The sequence below is a fragment of the Rhizobium sp. BK289 genome, from assembly GCF_014193575.1.
Taxonomy (GTDB): domain Bacteria; phylum Pseudomonadota; class Alphaproteobacteria; order Rhizobiales; family Rhizobiaceae; genus Rhizobium; species Rhizobium tropici_C.
Window position 1 is genome coordinate 147,723 of record NZ_JACHZO010000013.1, and the last position, 15,583, is coordinate 163,305.

Annotated in this window: 10 protein-coding genes; 6 read left to right on the forward strand and 4 right to left on the reverse strand. The window is 56.6% G+C overall.

Features of this window, described 5'->3' with window-relative positions; translation table 11 throughout:
* Window positions 1-177: 177 nt before the first annotated feature.
* From FHT84_RS23400 to FHT84_RS23410, 3 genes are all read right to left on the reverse strand, one after another.
* On the reverse strand, window positions 178-867 hold the full coding sequence (locus FHT84_RS23400) for a gamma-glutamyl-gamma-aminobutyrate hydrolase family protein (RefSeq protein ID WP_112343453.1): 690 nt from the start codon (window positions 865-867) through the stop codon (window positions 178-180).
* Between the two features lie 508 nt (window positions 868-1,375).
* A complete protein-coding gene (locus FHT84_RS23405; RefSeq protein WP_113251550.1) occupies window positions 1,376-2,182 on the reverse strand; it encodes a hypothetical protein in 807 nt (268 codons plus the stop codon).
* A gap of 272 nt (window positions 2,183-2,454) precedes the next feature.
* Window positions 2,455-7,545 carry an ATP-binding sensor histidine kinase gene (locus FHT84_RS23410; RefSeq protein WP_112343451.1) on the reverse strand — a complete coding sequence of 1,697 codons (5,091 nt, stop codon included), beginning with the start codon at window positions 7,543-7,545 and terminating at the stop codon, window positions 2,455-2,457.
* Between the two features lie 324 nt (window positions 7,546-7,869).
* Here FHT84_RS23410 and FHT84_RS23415 point away from each other — a divergent pair, with 324 nt between their 5' ends.
* From FHT84_RS23415 to FHT84_RS23425, 3 genes are all read left to right on the forward strand, one after another.
* Window positions 7,870-8,193 (forward strand): type II toxin-antitoxin system RelE/ParE family toxin, encoded by a 324-nt coding sequence (locus tag FHT84_RS23415; protein WP_112343450.1) that lies wholly within the window; start codon window positions 7,870-7,872, stop codon window positions 8,191-8,193.
* Complete coding sequence (locus tag FHT84_RS23420; protein ID WP_112343449.1) at window positions 8,190-8,468, forward strand: helix-turn-helix transcriptional regulator; 279 nt, start codon at window positions 8,190-8,192, stop codon at window positions 8,466-8,468. Before FHT84_RS23415 ends, FHT84_RS23420 begins: the two co-directional genes overlap by 4 nt.
* Before the next feature lie 408 nt (window positions 8,469-8,876).
* Window positions 8,877-9,485 (forward strand): AraC family transcriptional regulator, encoded by a 609-nt coding sequence (locus tag FHT84_RS23425; protein ID WP_112343448.1) that lies wholly within the window; start codon window positions 8,877-8,879, stop codon window positions 9,483-9,485.
* A gap of 917 nt (window positions 9,486-10,402) precedes the next feature.
* On the opposite strand, the gene FHT84_RS23435 is transcribed toward FHT84_RS23425, so the two are convergent.
* Window positions 10,403-11,026 (reverse strand): response regulator, encoded by a 624-nt coding sequence (locus tag FHT84_RS23435; protein ID WP_112343446.1) that lies wholly within the window; start codon window positions 11,024-11,026, stop codon window positions 10,403-10,405.
* Between the two features lie 351 nt (window positions 11,027-11,377).
* On the opposite strand from FHT84_RS23435, the gene FHT84_RS23440 reads away from it, so the two are divergent.
* The 3 genes from FHT84_RS23440 to FHT84_RS23450 are packed head-to-tail and all read left to right on the forward strand — an operon-like array spanning window position 11,378 to window position 15,401.
* On the forward strand, window positions 11,378-12,682 hold the full coding sequence (locus tag FHT84_RS23440; RefSeq protein WP_112343445.1) for a cytochrome c: 1,305 nt from the start codon (window positions 11,378-11,380) through the stop codon (window positions 12,680-12,682).
* Entirely contained in the window at window positions 12,679-13,152 is a 474-nt protein-coding gene (locus FHT84_RS23445) for a (2Fe-2S)-binding protein (protein ID WP_112343444.1), read from the forward strand. The genes FHT84_RS23440 and FHT84_RS23445 overlap by 4 nt, the downstream gene beginning before the upstream one ends.
* Complete coding sequence (locus tag FHT84_RS23450) at window positions 13,149-15,401, forward strand: molybdopterin cofactor-binding domain-containing protein (RefSeq protein WP_245430406.1); 2,253 nt, start codon at window positions 13,149-13,151, stop codon at window positions 15,399-15,401. The genes FHT84_RS23445 and FHT84_RS23450 overlap by 4 nt, the downstream gene beginning before the upstream one ends.
* The last annotated feature ends 182 nt before the right edge of the window (window positions 15,402-15,583 follow it).

The window sequence follows — 15,583 nt, forward strand, 5'->3', positions numbered from 1 at the left end:
TGATGGTTTACCGGTGCGCTTGCAGGACATGCCACAAGCGCATCATCTCCGGCCGATCGAATCATGCTCGCAGCGTGCTGAGATCCAATCTCATAACCAAGCACGGCTTGAAAAACCCCTCAGCGGTTGCGGAGACCTGCAGACGGTATCTCAATTCGAGATCAGTGGTGCTTCAGATTATGCCGCGGCTTCCACAAGGCCGCGAAACACGGCATTACCTGGGTGGTCCACGTCAGCAAATAACTCCTGGTGCCATTGCAAGCCGATCGCAAACGAGCTGGAGACGACTTCAATGGCCTCGACGATGCCGTCCTCAGCGTAGGCGCTCGCAAGAACGGCTGGTGACAATTGCGCGATAGCCTCTCGATGGAAGGTGTTTACCTCGAAACGGCGCTCGCCAACGATCTTCGCCAAGCGGGATTCTGGGACAATTTCGACCGCATGAAGGTGGTCTCGTTGGTCGTGTTCATTTGCAGTCGGGAAGGACGAGCGTAGGTCGGGTGTGAGGCGACAGCCGTTGAGGCATGCGAGCATCTGCATGCCGGCACAAATGCCGAGAATGGGTTTATCTTTCTCCAGGAAACCCTCGACGATTGCCCTTTCGATATCGAGACGTTCCGATGGCGGCGCTTTCGAGACCTCCCCGGTGATGTACCAATCGTCAGGATAGGCAAACCGTCCGCCGACGCAGACCAGGCCATCGAACTCGTTCAAAACGATGCCGACGACTTCAGGAATATACGGCACGCCGAAGGGAAGACCTCCCGCTTTGCTCACACCCCGAAAATATCCCTTGGCCGCTTCATAACGGGTTCCGCCCGTGCTGGTGTTCTCGTCGAGAATGATAGCGATACGAGGCTGACGCATAGGATTTGGCTCCCCCCTTGTTCCGACGCTGTTTTTAAGCATGCTTCCGGTTAAGAGAGCATAGTTGCAGATTCATGACGAGATCGATGAGCGGTAACCGGGGCATCCAAGTTTATCGGTTCGTCAGGGCACTACGACGCCCCAAAAATCGCTGCCCGTGGAGATCCCCATCCAAATATCAGCGGCAAGGGGACGTCACTCCAGAACGAGTTCGACATTATCTTCGGCCTCGTCACCGCTGTCACCATGAATTTGGATGATTTCAATAAGCCAGTCGAAAACGGTGGTCCCTTGCCCTTTTCGCACTCGGATTGGCTGCCGTTCGCACTAAGCATTTCGGTTAAGATGGTGTTCCACTCGCGCTTGGAGAGCAGTCCTTTGTTCGATGTTTAGGACCGGCAGCCTTTATGAAGCTGGCTGCTATGCGCTAACCGCCACTTGCTCTGCGAGGTTGACGCCTAAACTGCGTAGCCGCCCGATCTGCAGCGAGCGCGTCCGTCTCAAGGGGCTATCTTCGGGTGTCTGCAGTAGGATTGCAGGTCGCATCGATGATTATTGCACCGTTTACGAAGCGCTGCTGTCGGATCGACCAATGCGCTTTCGTTTCCTCGGCTCCATCGCGGACGAACAATACGAGATGCGGTAATAGACTTCCCTTTGGGAGGGAGAAAAAACCAAGGTCAGAGACAGCGGGTTCGTGGTAACGCCATTTCGGCACGACGAGACACCACGGTCGTCCATCTGCAAGTGTTTCCGCCCCCTCAATGATGCGGCGCGTTTGCCCAGAACCAACGAACGAAATTGTCGCAACGACGATAGACAGAACCGTGACCGGGATCGCGAGGCCACTGGCCCGGCGGATGAGCATAAAGATCATGACTGCGCTGGCGGTTAGGCCAATACCCAAATCCAACATGCGCCCGCCTGAGCTGCCGCCGAGGAGTGAGGCCATGCTGATCGTCAACACAAGGCCGACAACAGCACCGGTGACCGCAAGCAAAACCCTGTCGATCCAGCGCGTATTCTCGCCGAGCATGATTTCTGATCTCAACCTATCATAATAAGCAGCGATACAGAGCCGCAGGGCCAAAGCCAGGAATACAATCGAGAGGAACCACGTTAGGAGAGCAATTCCGATGGAATAGCCAACGTCCTGGTCGGTCCAATGAACAGGTCCACGAAGCAAACGGAATGATACAAGGGCGAGAACCGAAAGAGCGACCGACCTCCACATAAGGAACAGCGGAAGAAATGGGCTGATTAGCGCCAGCACGAAGAATGCAATGAACAGGGGCCAAATCAGAGAGATTGTCATGAAGCAATCAAAAGCATAGCAATGTTAAAGGTCGACAAACTGCCGCTGGTTGCAGCAGAATTAAATTGTGCCATCTCGAACTGCGTCTTTGTCCACATTGAAAGCTGCCCGACCGACCCAGTCGGCGAGCGTTGACCGGTCGAGATCGCGCCCGTTCTCCTGCTCGGTGTTGCTATGATAGCTCGCCACCTGAGATACTGACCTGTGCAGCGATTGCTACATCGCCTCTGCTGTCGAGGACGTTCTGGCCACCATTTCGGACTCTGTCGCTCTCATCCCCTGGGTGCCAGACCGATCGAAAAGCTGAAAACAGTACCCGGATTTGCTGGCTCGACCGTGAGGTTACCCCCGTGAGCCTCAACAATTGATCGGCATATTGCGAGACCCATACCCATTCCCGATTCTTTTGTCGTGAACATCGGATCGAAAACCTTTGCATGGAGGGCGTCTGAGATACCAGGTCCGAAATCCCGAACCGTGACTCTGACGCCGCCGCCATCAACGGGTTCGGTCGAGATGACAAGCTGGCGGTCCTGAGGCGGCGTGGCTCCCATCGCTTCGATCGCGTTGGTCAGCAGGTTGAGGATAACCTGTTTGATTTGGGTCGCGTCGGCAATGACCGTCTGGTTGCTCATGCCCAGTCGTGTGACGACACGGGTCTGACTGGTCTCGATCTCTGATCTGGCGATCAGGATAACTTGTTCGATCAGCGAGTCCACGTCGATTGGCTCTGCTGCTTGCGGTGCCTGTTTCGAAAGTGCTCGAAGTGAGCGAATGATTTCGCCCACTCGCTCCATGCCCTCCTTGATCCCTTCGAGACCGATCACGGCTTCACCGATATCGGGTTCGGGGCGCCTCAGCCAACGAAGGGATGCAGATGCGGAGGCCGATATGGCGGCCAATGGCTGCCCGATCTCGTGGGTGATCGATGCTGCCATACTCCCCAGTGCGGTAAGCTTCGCCTTCCTTTCCAACTCTGCGCGGGCGTCGCCAAGTTGCGTCTCGCTCCTCACGCGCAACTCGTTCTCCTCGACCAGGTTGGCGTAAAGCCGGGCGTTCTCGAGGGAGATCGCTGCCTGGGTTGCGAGAAGCTTGAGAAGTGCGATCTTGCCTTCCGTGAACACTCCCGCAACAAGATCGTTCTGCAGGTAAATGAAACCGACGAGGCTACCACGCTTCAGAAGCGGAACGCAGAGTACGGACCGGGTCGGGCGACTGTTGAAATATGGGCCATGGAATTCCTGGCCATCCAGTCTGGCATCTGCCAGCACGAGCGGTTGGCGGGTACTCATTACGGCGTCGATAATCGAATAGGGAATGGTGCCTTCGAGAGGGAGGCCGGTTGTATTGACGACAACATCCTCCCCTTCGATCCAGGCGATCGCCTCCACGCTGAGCTCACCGTCGTTCATCGACACCAGGAGTGCACGGTTGGCGCCTGCGTGAACCAGCATGCTCTTCATAAGTGTTTCGATCAAGCGGTCCAGGAATACCTCTTCGGACAGCGCCTGTGACGCCGCCACGACAGCCTCCTGATCGAGGGGAATCTGATATGAGGCACTCCGCTCGCCATTGCTGTCTAGTATATCGGCGAATTCCTCTCGCAGGCGGCCAGCTTTCCGGTCGGCACCCCAGCGCTGGTATGCTTCCAGCGCGGCTTGAATGTAAAACCTGGTGCTCAGGACCCGCCCCAGCTGGCGATTATGATTGCCGGCAAGCTCATATGCCAATGCCTGTTCATGAACGAATCGGGAGGCCTCGGCTGCAAGCACGGATCGTTCGAATAGCGCGGTCGCCAGATCGTGATCACCGTTGAGCCTGGCAAGCTCGGCCTCGATCAGCAGAAGCTTGTTCTGGAATGTTTCCGGATTGAGCTCAGCCCATGTAGCAAAGCGCCCGCGCAAATACTGGAGTGTCTGATCCACCTCGGATCCGGGGCTGTATGCATCTTCGGCCTTAGCCAAGGACAGTGCGAGAAAAAGGCTGCAGTAGGCCGTATCAATGTGCGCGGCCAGCAAAGGTATAAGCTCCGCCGCTTCCCGTAGCGCACCGGTCGCCTCGCGATACGCCCCGTCGTAGAAATATGCCACGCCCTTGTAGAGCTGGACCCAGAAGACCGTGGATGTCGCAACGATTTTCTCGCCTCCGAAGGTCCAGTCGACCTCGGGCAGCGAGCCATCGTCCCATCCCGATAGGGTCCGAACCAGGTTGAGCTGACTTGTTACCAGATACTCGATATCTTTGTAGTTCAACTGGCGAGTAAGTGTGATGGCTCCGATGGCCTCCTTCGCGATTCCGGCCAGATGGTGACCCATGATGATGAGGTCGGAGACGAGGTGATTGCGAGCATAGCAGGTCATTCCCACGTCGCCGGCAGCGTGCCCAATTCTGATTGCATCGTGTATTCGCTGCAGTGAATAGCTCATGGGCTGCGTCCATGGGCTGATCTGGTCAACTGCCACCAGGGTAGCGGTGTGCTGCTCTTCGTAGCCGTGCTGCTCGACCAGCGCCAGAGCCGCTTGGCCGTAGGCAAATCCATCGCGATAATCGTCGTATAGAGAGGCAATCATCACCCCGAACCAACTCAGGCCGTAGGCCGATTCGGAGGTGGTCCCGTATTGGAGCGTAAGCTCTACCATTTTCGCCATATGCAGGAACCGAAGCCCATCCCTCGTGAAAATCGAGGAAATAAGGGTTGTCAGAAGTCCCATTGCGCATTTGATGCGGGGATCCGTCATCTCCGGAAGATGCCTGAGTGATGAGATCTCTCTGTCGCCGAGCGACCGTTTGACGTCTTGGTAGGCCTTGTCCAATTCTTCGCGGGTTGCCCCCCGCTTCAGATTCACTCCAAGAAGGTCGAGTCCAAGGAGAGCGGCGTCTATAGCTCCCTCGTAATCCGATCGCAGGGTTCGCAGATTTGCATAAAGCCTGTAAACCGACGAGCGGTCCAGTGCCGAGTTGGTACGGCCTATAAGATCGTCGAGCTGAATGGCTGCATTCTTCAAGTCTGCGGTCGTCAGCAGACATTCGCACCACAGCAAACGAGAGCGGTAGATCAAGTGATAGGCGCCCGTCCACCAGCTTTCGTCAGTAAGCCTATAGGCAGTCTCTCCATAATGCGCAGCCTGACCATTGGCTGCTGATCGTCTGGCATGGACCATCGCTGCCAAAAGGACCTCAACGAAGCGCTTGCGCTGGCTCTTTGACAGCTCGGTCGGATCACACCGTTCTATCTGGCTCGCCGCGGCGAAGGCGGCGTCACTTGTCTCGACCCCGTTCAGGTCTATCATTTGCTCGGCGACGCCGGCATGGGCGGCGGCGCGCTCATCATTGGAGAAGAGTGCGTAAGCCGCTTCCTGAACGCGGTCGTGGGAGAAGCGGTAATAGCCGTCAATTCTGTCAACAAGGCCGGAATCTACAAGTTGCTGCGAGAGATCATGCAGCCTTTCGAGGTCCACGGCGGCGACGGCGCACAGCAAGCGCTCGGGCGACCGAGGCCCAATGCAGGCCATGAAGCGAAGGATTTCACGGCTCTCGGGGTCCATTTGCCCCAATCGTCTGAGCATGAACTCGACTACATTGTCACTGGCAGGGTAACGCTTTACATCATCCGCGTTCCAGCGCGGCGACCGGTTGGAAATGGAAAAATCGATCACCCGTTCTTCGATGAGAGCCTGAAGCAATTGGCGAAGAAAAAACGGGTTTCCAGCTGTCTTGGCATAAAGCAGATCCGTTAACGACGCAATTTCCGAGGGATACGCGTTCAGGCCGCTGGCGATCAGTTGGCCCGCAGCGACTTTCGAAATCGGTACGATTGCTATTTCTTTGTACGGAATAGTGGAGTTGCGGACATGTGTTACAAATCCTCCTGGAGAAAGCAAAGAGGTACTCTCTTCCTCCCGGTAGGCTGCCAGGAGCAGTACGTTCTCCACCTTCTCGATGACGAGAAGCTTCAAAACTGCGATCGTTGGCTGATCAGCCCACTGAAGATCATCCATGAAAAGTGCCAGTGGAGCGATGCGGGAGGCAAGAACCGCCAATGTCTGAACCAATGCCTTTTGAAGACGAATTTGCGCCAGATGTGGTGGCACGTCGGACATCGGCGGGTGCGCTCCCACGATAAGCTCCATCGTGGGGACCAGATCGACAATCAGCCTTGCGTGTGTGTCAAGGCGATTCAAGAGCGCGTGTCGCAACTCGGACAGCGCCGGTTCCGGGCTCTGCATTGCCTGCTCGACGATGGAGCGAAGCATCTGCACCATCGGAGAGTAGGGGATGTCCCTTTGTTGTTGATCGCTTTTCCCATAAGCGAAGATGATCGGAACGGCGGTGCGCTTTCGTATCGAATTGACAAGGGCGCTCTTCCCGATCCCCGCTGTGCCCGAGACAAACACTACGGTACCCTCGCGGCTATCCTCGAACTGCTCGACCACACCGAGGAGATCGGCCTCCTCGCGACTCCTGCCGAAGAGCGCGTGAGCGTAAGCCTGGCCCAAGGGAACATCTGCGGTGCCGAGTTCAAATTCCGAGATCTCTCCGCGCGAGACCAGCTCATCTCGACACCTGGATAGATCGGCATAGACCGATGCCGCAGTTTGATATCGTTGTGCGGGATCCTTGACCAGAAGATGGCTCAACATACGGCCCAAGATGGGTGGGATGTCTCTGCGAAGTTGGCCGCTGTCATAGGGTTCCACGGCAAGGTGAGCGTGCCGCCACTCCGCCGTACTGCCACCTCTAAATGGGAATTGGCCGACAAGAAGCCTATAAAATATGACACCTAGGGAGTAGAGGTCGCTCCTGTGATCGCTGGCGGGATCCATCGAACGAAGCTGTTCGGGCGCATGATAGCGCAAGTCTTCGATGAAGGCTTTGTTCTCCGTCGTGACCGAGGCACGATCGCGGATTTGGAAGCGTGTTCCCAAGGCCCGGAGCCGAACGGCCCCTGTTTCGTCCGTTGCGAGATTGAGTGGATGCAAGGGAGCGTGGATATAGCCATCGCCGTGAGCGGCGATCAGCGCCCTGGCAGCCGAAACCGCAAAATCGAGGAATGCTTTGACGGTCATGGCAGAGCCGCTTTCAGCGAGCGGAGCGACACTGGCATCCTCGTATAAAAGTACGGTTTCATCTCCGGTGCGGATCAGGTCGAAAGGAATATCCATCCAGGCCGCGCGCTCAATCTTGTAACTGGCAAACTCGTCCTCGAGCAAAGACGCACTGCTCCATACTCCATTGGACGTTGTCAGTGCTTCCCATTTTTCACCGGTCTGCCTATCCGTGAGAGAATAAAGCTTGAAGACGTCGGATCTCCACAAGGTCTTGCGTTCGCATCCGCTCAACCATGCGGAGTCTAACTGCAACATCAAATATCTCCGTGTGAATCGGCCGATCGTGTGTTCGAGGCGCAAGTGTGAGCATTATAGTATGTTTTCCAACTCCTATTCACATAAGCAATTGATTTCAATTTATAATCAACTGCCATGCCGCTCTTGCGTCACACAGGTGCGCACCAAACCCGCAAAATGCGGGCGCGGAAAGCTGGTCAGCCGAATAGGTGCCGGCGCGCATTATTGCGGCATTATGGAGCAAGTGCCACAAGATTCCCGTGACGGCTGATGCTAAGCTAACAACATCAGTTGTTTGCTGCACGGCTTGATTGACTATAGCATATCCGCTATATAGCACCTATGAGATGGACGGTCGAAACACACGATGCCGCTGATGCTGAGATCGAGGCATTGCCTCCCGGCTTTCAGGCGCGGTTGATCCGCCTCATGGAAGCGGTCGAGAATGTCGGCCTTGAACAATTGCGTGAACCGCATGTGAAGCATCTGGAAGGCAAGCTTTGGGAACTGCGCGCCAAAGCCGCCGAGGGGATCGCCCGTGGTATCTACGTGACCGTTACAGGCCGTCGAGTCATCGTACTGCATGTTTTCGTGAAGAAGTCGCAGAAGACTCCACCGGGCGCGCTAGCGATAGCCAGAGAGCGGATGAACGAGGTGAAACCATGACCAAGATTGCCGAACTGAAAAAGAAGCTGATGAGCAATCCCGAATTCCGGCAGGAGTACGAGAAGGCGGATGCAGAATTTCAGCTTGTCGAAGCTCTAATCAAAGCGCGAACAAAGGCAAACCTTTCCCAGGCGGAGCTTGCTCGCCGCATCGGCACCACGCAATCGGCCATCGCCCGACTGGAAGGCGGCGGCGTCTCACCCTCATTGAATACCTTGCGACGCTATGCCGAAGCCACTGGCTCAAAGCTGGAAATTAATCTAGTTCATCAGTAGCCTTTACGGCTCGCCGATGAGTTTCGCAGTATTCCTTTGCGCCCTGACGAGACACTCTGCCAGAGCTCGCCGCTACAACTATAGACATATGTTAATCTTTTAGAATCACACTACGGGATGGTACCCGGCGTGCAAAACGCCAAAGCGAGCAGTGTCCACTCGCATACGCCTTAGATACGCCCGACTGGATCATCCACTCGTCACCGTAGATTGAGCCGTATATTGGAGGGATACCAGTGCGAACGACGGTCTAGCGGAATTGTTGAGATTGCGGAGGCTGGCATATACCGAGGTATGTCGCCCACAAACCGGAGTTTCGAGCAAGCTAAATATAAGTACGATTCCGTTCAGAAGTCGGGTCAGGCCATTATCGCGTCATCGAGAAGAAGATGCCGCAGGAGATTGGTTATGCAGTCCGATAGTGCCGCCCTTGAAGTTCCGATTTTGGGAATTAATCCTTCTAGCCTGACCGCTGAGAAATCCTCGGAGATTTCTCGATTGCTGCTGAAAGCACTTGATTGCATTGATGACGACGAGGTCTCTGCGATTGACCTCGTTAAAAGGGCATCGATCTTGCTCCAGCCTGCGCAAAAGCCCGCTGAACATGGCAGAGTGCATGTCAGCGGCGGGCTTGCAGCGTGGCAGGTCGTAAAACTGCGGGCATTCATTTCGGATCGTATCGACAGTGGAATCTCGCTGGCTGACCTGGCAGCCGTCGCAAAACTTAGCACGAGCTACTTCTCCGTGGCCTTCAAGACCAGTTTCGGCCGCTCCCCTCATGCGTATGTGATGGAGCGCCGGATCGAAACAGCCAAAGATCAAATTCTGAATACCGACCTTTCACTCTGCGAGATAGCTTTAAATTGCGGGCTGGCTGACCAAGCCCATCTTTCGCGGGTCTTCAAGCGGGTGACCGGAACGACACCCAGCGCTTGGCGCCGCGTCAAGGCTGCTTCCAAGGTCAATCTCGGTCGGCGCCGATCGTCGGTGTTCGATCAGCCATCGGCTGCTGTGTAATTGATGACTGCTTCCACCTAATGCCGGCAAGGCGGATGCAGAGAGTACCGATACGCGAATGGCCGGTGATGTCAGCCGCGACATCCCCATGTGCGCAGTCCCGGAATCGTCATGGAAAGGCGGAAAGCCTGCCTGCTGACTTCAAACGAAGACCGGTATGGCCCGTTCGAAGCCCAGAGCTCCAAACCGGTCGAGGGCGAATTCTTGTTTGCCGCATGGCGCTGGAATCCTGGGAGATTGGCGAAACTCAGGCCGTCAATACAGGCCGCGCACAACGACGCTTTCCATGCGCTGGAAGGGCGGCTGCCGATAACCTGCCGCGCGAAAACGTGGGAATCGCCACGTGGGTGGGCCATCCAATTTTACCGATATCGAAGGGTCCAGCTGATCGCTTGCTTCTTCAGAGGTCGCCGACACCCGGAGCAGCTTCGTTTATCATCGAAACCAGCTTCTCGCCGTCGAATGGTTTTTGAAGCAAGGGCACGTCCGGGCCAACTTGCGCTCGGACCAGGTCGTACGATGAAGCGGTTAGGAATATGACCGGAGTCTGGATGTCACGACTCCGGAGAAGGTTAAATAGATCAATGCCGCTCATGCCACCCATTCTCACATCGGCAAGGATGCATGCCGAAGATGCCGCGTCGGTTGCCGAGAGGAACTCTTCCGCTGAGGCATATGATTTCACGTTAAAACCAAAGGAGCGCAGAAGGTTACCAACAGCCTGCCGTACAGTTGCTTCGTCGTCTACGATGGAGATTTCGGGGCGAATTGACACTTTGGGGGGAGCCGATCTCCGATTGCCTCGGGCTGGTGATCGCTTCTCCTACCGCCTTTCCGGCCAAGAGAGAATTATACGCTGGTATATTCCGGAAATTCAACATGTTGCGTCGCAGCAAGCCTGCAGGCCAAGATGCCACTCATCCAGCTTTCGCCTGGAGAGCGAGGACTTCAGCCATGCGGACCAGGTCGGCAAACGTTCGAGCCATCATTTTGCGATTCACTTTCCCTCGGTGAATCTTCACGGTGATCTCGCTCAAGCCAAGTTTGCCAGCTATCTGCTTATTCAGGAGCCCCGCCGTCGCCATGATCATTATTTCGCGCTCGCGTGCGGAAAGCGCTTGATATCTTGCGCGGATGTCCTGCTCGCGAAACCCGGACGCCGTTTGCTGCCTGCTGCGTTCCACTGCGGAAGCCACGGCATCGAGGAGATCCTGCTCTCTGAACGGTTTCGGGAGGAAGTCTATGGCTCCAGCCTTCATTGCCGAGACCGTCATAGGTATATCACCATGGCCCGTAATGAAAATGATGGGGACTCTGATCTCATTGTCCACGAGTTTACGCTGAAATTCCAAGCCGCTCGTGAAGGGAAGCCGAACGTCGAGAATCAAACAATTGGCATCCGACAGCGTCCGGCCGTCCTGAAGCTCTTGAACGCTTTCAAACGCCTGGACCTCATATCCAACCGATCGCAATAGGCTCGCTATGCCATTCCGAACGAGCTGTTCGTCGTCGACGATGACGACATTGGGTTTTTCAGACATACGCGTCTCCCGCGTCGGGTTGTGCAGCAAGGCTTTTTAAGGGTACTCGTCTCGATGCTCAACTATACCAATGTATATGGTTTTCGCTAACGGCTTTCCATTCCATCCTGCCTCTGGAGCTTGCTTGCCCGGAGGTTGCCGCGCCCCTCGACGACTGCTCGCAAATTGCAAAGCTCATATTCAGCCCGAGGTTCTTCGCTGAGAAGAAAAGGCTGCATATCGTCTGCTATTTCGCAGGCAAACGGGAAGAAAATAAGAGCATTTCGTTCAATTGGCAGTAAGCGTACACAAGAATTCGGCACGATATCGGCCCATCAAGTAGCTGCTTGCGAGCACGCGAAAGGTGGACAAATGCAGCTGACGAAGCGACATCTCTGGGCGGGTATCGGAGGTCTTGGCGTGCTTGGCGCGGTCGGTCTGGCGATCGCGGCCTGGATTGTATACGAGCCCGAGATACCAAAGATTGCGCGCCCGGATAGAAAATCATTCTCGCCGGAGATTATCAAAAAGGGAGAACAGCTCGCGACCGCGGGGGACTGCATCGTCTGTCACACCGCCGACAATGGTCCGGCTTTCGCGGGGTCGCGTCCGCTCGCCACACCTTTCGGAGTCCTTTACTCCAACAACATCACACCGGATGAGGAGACGGGCATAGGCAATTGGTCGCCGGAGGCCTTCAGGCGTGCTGTGAAGCACGGTGTGGGGCGCGATGGCAGCCATCTGTATCCTGCATTGCCCTATGAGCATTTCATCAAGGTCAGCGACGATGATCTGGATGCGATCTACGCATTCCTGATGACCCGGGAGGCCATCTCCAAGGCAGCTCCGCCAAATGAGTTGTTGCCGGGACTGGGCATTCGCCAATTGTTAGCGGGTTGGAAGCTGCTTTTCCTGCACGGATCCGTCGAACCGGAGGATACCTCGCAGACGGCCGAATGGAACCGCGGAAAGTACCTCGTAGACGGGCTTGCTCATTGCGGAGCCTGTCATACGCCGCGCAACCTATTGGGTGGCGAGGAATGGGGAAGGGAATTCCAAGGCGGAATTGCTGAGGGATGGAACGCGCCTCCCCTGGATCCAAGTAACCCCTCGGCTGACCGTTGGACTGTCGACACATTGATCGGATATCTCACCACCGGGACAAACAGCGCGCACAGCACGGCGGCCGGTCCGATGGGACCCGTCACGGAAGGGCTTTCGCGCCTGAACAGTTCGGATGTCCGCGCGATCGCGGTCTATATCGACTCGATGATGCACCCGAGCGGCGATGAGCCGCGAAATTCGGCGGCCGGTCACGAAGCCCAGCCGGCCGCGACCGCGGCTGTCACGAACAGCGAGGCGGCCACGCTGTTTCAAGGGGCGTGTGCCGGCTGCCATGAGCCTGCCAGCCCGATGGCCGTTCGGGGGCGGCCGCTTCTATCGGCGACCTCCGATCTGAACTCGGAGGATCCACGCAACGCAATCCAGGCCGTTCTGCAAGGCATCGAAGCGCCGGTGGCTAGCAACGCACCATACATGCCTTCTTTCGCTGACAACCTCACGGACGGACAGATTGCGGATCTACTCGGCTACGCGCGGTCCCGCTTCACCTCGAAAGAACCCTGGCCGGGGCTCGAGCGAACCGTTCGCGATATCCGCAAGGAGAACCAAAAATGACGATTTCCATGGTCGTGAATGGCAAGAAATGCGACATCGACTCCGATCCGGATACGCCGCTTCTGTATGTCTTGCGCGATGAGCTTGAACTCAATGGCGCGAAGTACGGATGCGGACTTGGCCAGTGCGGCGCTTGCACGGTTCACATTGAAAACAGGGCGGTCTTTTCGTGCTTGACCCCGGTGGGCGCTATCGGCGAGCGGCGGGTGCGAACTCTGGAAGGATTGGGGACCATCGACAATCCGAGCATCATTCAAAAGGCCTTTCAAGACGAGCAGGCCGCGCAATGCGGTTACTGCATCGCAGGAATGATTATGCGAGCGCAAGCCTTGCTCGAGCAGAACCCGACCCCTACGGATGACGAAATCCGTACGCATCTGCAGCCCAATCTCTGTCGATGTGGAACACATTCCCGCATTCTGCGCGCGGTCAGACGCGCGAGCGAAAACATGGGCACGGAAGGACGATGACCATGAGCGCGAATTTAACACGCCGCTCCTTCCTGGCGGCCAGTGGCATCTCAGTCGCCTTTTCACTGACGCGCCCGGCGCTGGCCCAACTGGCCGGGGGCGGGGAGGGAGGACCGGGTCCTGCCATCATCGCACCAGACCTGCCCGGCAGTCTCAAATCGTCACCCTATCTCGATGCATGGATACAACTCGACGAGTGGGGTAACGCAACGGTCTTTTCAGGAAAGGCCGAGCTCGGCCAGGGCATCAAAACAGCTTTGATTCAGGTCGCTGCGGAGGAACTTGATCTCCCACCGCATAGAGTGACTTTGGTGACGGTTGATACAGTCCGCACCCCTGACGAGGGGCTCACCGCTGGCAGCCATTCAATGCAGGATGGCGGCACGGCGCTAAGGAATGCCGCCGCGAATGTTCGCATGCTACTGCTGCGACAGGCGGCAGAAGTGCTAGGAACGGATGTCGGCAACCTCAGCACGACCGGCATCGGCACGATAAGATCGCAGGATGGCAAAGCCATCGGCTACGGCCGGATTGCTGGTTCGCTTTCGTTGCATGTCGAAGCCGTCGCCAATGCGCCGCTGCGTGTTAAGTCACAGTTTCGTACGATGGGGCACAATCTGCCGCGCGTAGATATCCCAGCGAAGACGACGGGCGGGACCGCCTTTATCCACGACATGCGACTTCCGGGAATGTTGCATGCGCGGGTTGTCCGGGGGCCGAGCGAAGGGACCAGGTTGAAGCTGCCCCCGGACGAAGAAATCGAGCGCATGCCCGGCCTGTTCAAATTCGTCAGAAACGGTGATTTTGCGGCTGTGCTTGCGGAGAGGGAATGGGATGCCATCAAACTGATGCGCGCCCTTCAATCCGCGCCATATGAGCTGGCCCACGCCCCTTTCCCGCACGGCAGCGTGGACGACACGCTGAAAGCCCTTCCCTGGAGAGATATCGTCATTCTCGATACCGACGGAGCCGTAGCGGTTCCTGAAAAGTCAGTTAGGCAGAGATATTCAAGGCATTGGATCAGCCACGGCTCGATAGGGCCTTCGTGTGCGGTCGCATGGCTGAAGGATGACATGCTGACGATATGGACTCACAGCCAGGGCACATTCGATGTGCGACGGGTTGCGGCAGAGCTGCTCGGACGGCCAATCGAAAAGATTCGGGCAATCCATGCGGAGGGGGCGGGGTGCTACGGACAAAACGGTGCCGACGACGTGGCCGCCGAAGCCGCCATGCTTGCCATGGCGGTGCCGGGAAGGCCAGTTCGCCTCCAATGGATGCGCGAACAGGAGTTCGGCTGGGAGCCACTCGGACCCGGGATGGTCACCGAGGTTGATGCTGCGATCGACGCCAACAACAGGATCGTTCGCTGGAATTACGGTGTGTGGAGCAATCCTCACAATAACAGACCGGTCGGCGCCGGCGGAGTTTTGATCGGCAACGAGATCCAACCTTCCTTCCAGCCTCCCGAAGGAAAGCCGATTCCGATGCCGGAAGGTGATGGAAGTCGAAATTCGAACCCGCTCTACGCCTTTCCGAACATGCATGTCATCTATCACTTCATCAAGGACATGCCCATTCGGGTATCGGCATTGCGGTCGCTCGGCGCACATTTGAATGTATTCTCGATCGAGAGCATGCTCGATGAACTGGCTTTGGCTGGTAGCATCGATCCGCTTGATATTCGGCTGAATCATATGGAGGACGGGCGCGCCAGACAGGTGATCCAGACTGCCGCCGACGGATTCGGTTGGAGAAAGCGACAAAAGGCTCGGCCGCTGCAGGGTTTTGGAATGGCGTTCGCGCGCTACAAGAATCTCGGAGCATATTGTGCCGTCTGCATGGAGATAACGGTCGAGCGGGATACCGGATTGATTACAGTGCAGCGTGTCCATGCCGCTACGGATTGTGGTGAGGTTGTCTCGCCAAATGGAGTTCAAAACCAAGTCGAAGGCGCGATCATTCAATCGCTTAGCTGGTGTATCCACGAGGCAGCGATGAACGATGGGACCATTCGAACCAGTTTTGATTGGAGCGCCTATCCGATCCTCCGCTTCATTGAGGTACCCAGGACAATCGACGTCACAGTGATCGAGCAGCCGGGGCAACCCTTTCTTGGGGTGGCCGAGTGCGGGCAGGGCCCAACGTCCGCCGCTCTTGCCAACGCGCTTGCCGATGCGACGGGGGTCCGGTTCACCCACATGCCGCTAACGCCGGACAAGATAAGAGCGGCGATCGTGACACTCTGATCAAAACGAACGGAAATAGAGATCGAAGCAAACGGGAAAACCTTCGCTTCTCAGGGCTACGGGCATGGGTCGGGTTGTCTGATGGAGACGTCTGATCCCATGCGCTTCTTGCTCCTAGAGCGGCTCGCTTTTTGGGCAGCCGCCATCACCCAAACCCTGATTGTCTTCCGGCTATAGCCGGT

Coding starts and splice junctions, on each gene's coding strand:
- FHT84_RS23425 (WP_112343448.1), top strand. CDS start 8,877: ATGCAGTCCGATAGTGCCGCCCTTGAAGTTCCGATTTTGGGAATTAAT.
- FHT84_RS23450 (WP_245430406.1), top strand. CDS start 13,149: ATGACCATGAGCGCGAATTTAACACGCCGCTCCTTCCTGGCGGCCAGT.
- FHT84_RS23400 (WP_112343453.1), bottom strand. CDS start 867: ATGCGTCAGCCTCGTATCGCTATCATTCTCGACGAGAACACCAGCACG.
- FHT84_RS23415 (WP_112343450.1), top strand. CDS start 7,870: ATGAGATGGACGGTCGAAACACACGATGCCGCTGATGCTGAGATCGAG.
- FHT84_RS23410 (WP_112343451.1), bottom strand. CDS start 7,545: ATGTTGCAGTTAGACTCCGCATGGTTGAGCGGATGCGAACGCAAGACC.
- FHT84_RS23420 (WP_112343449.1), top strand. CDS start 8,190: ATGACCAAGATTGCCGAACTGAAAAAGAAGCTGATGAGCAATCCCGAA.
- FHT84_RS23440 (WP_112343445.1), top strand. CDS start 11,378: ATGCAGCTGACGAAGCGACATCTCTGGGCGGGTATCGGAGGTCTTGGC.
- FHT84_RS23405 (WP_113251550.1), bottom strand. CDS start 2,182: ATGACAATCTCTCTGATTTGGCCCCTGTTCATTGCATTCTTCGTGCTG.
- FHT84_RS23435 (WP_112343446.1), bottom strand. CDS start 11,026: ATGTCTGAAAAACCCAATGTCGTCATCGTCGACGACGAACAGCTCGTT.
- FHT84_RS23445 (WP_112343444.1), top strand. CDS start 12,679: ATGACGATTTCCATGGTCGTGAATGGCAAGAAATGCGACATCGACTCC.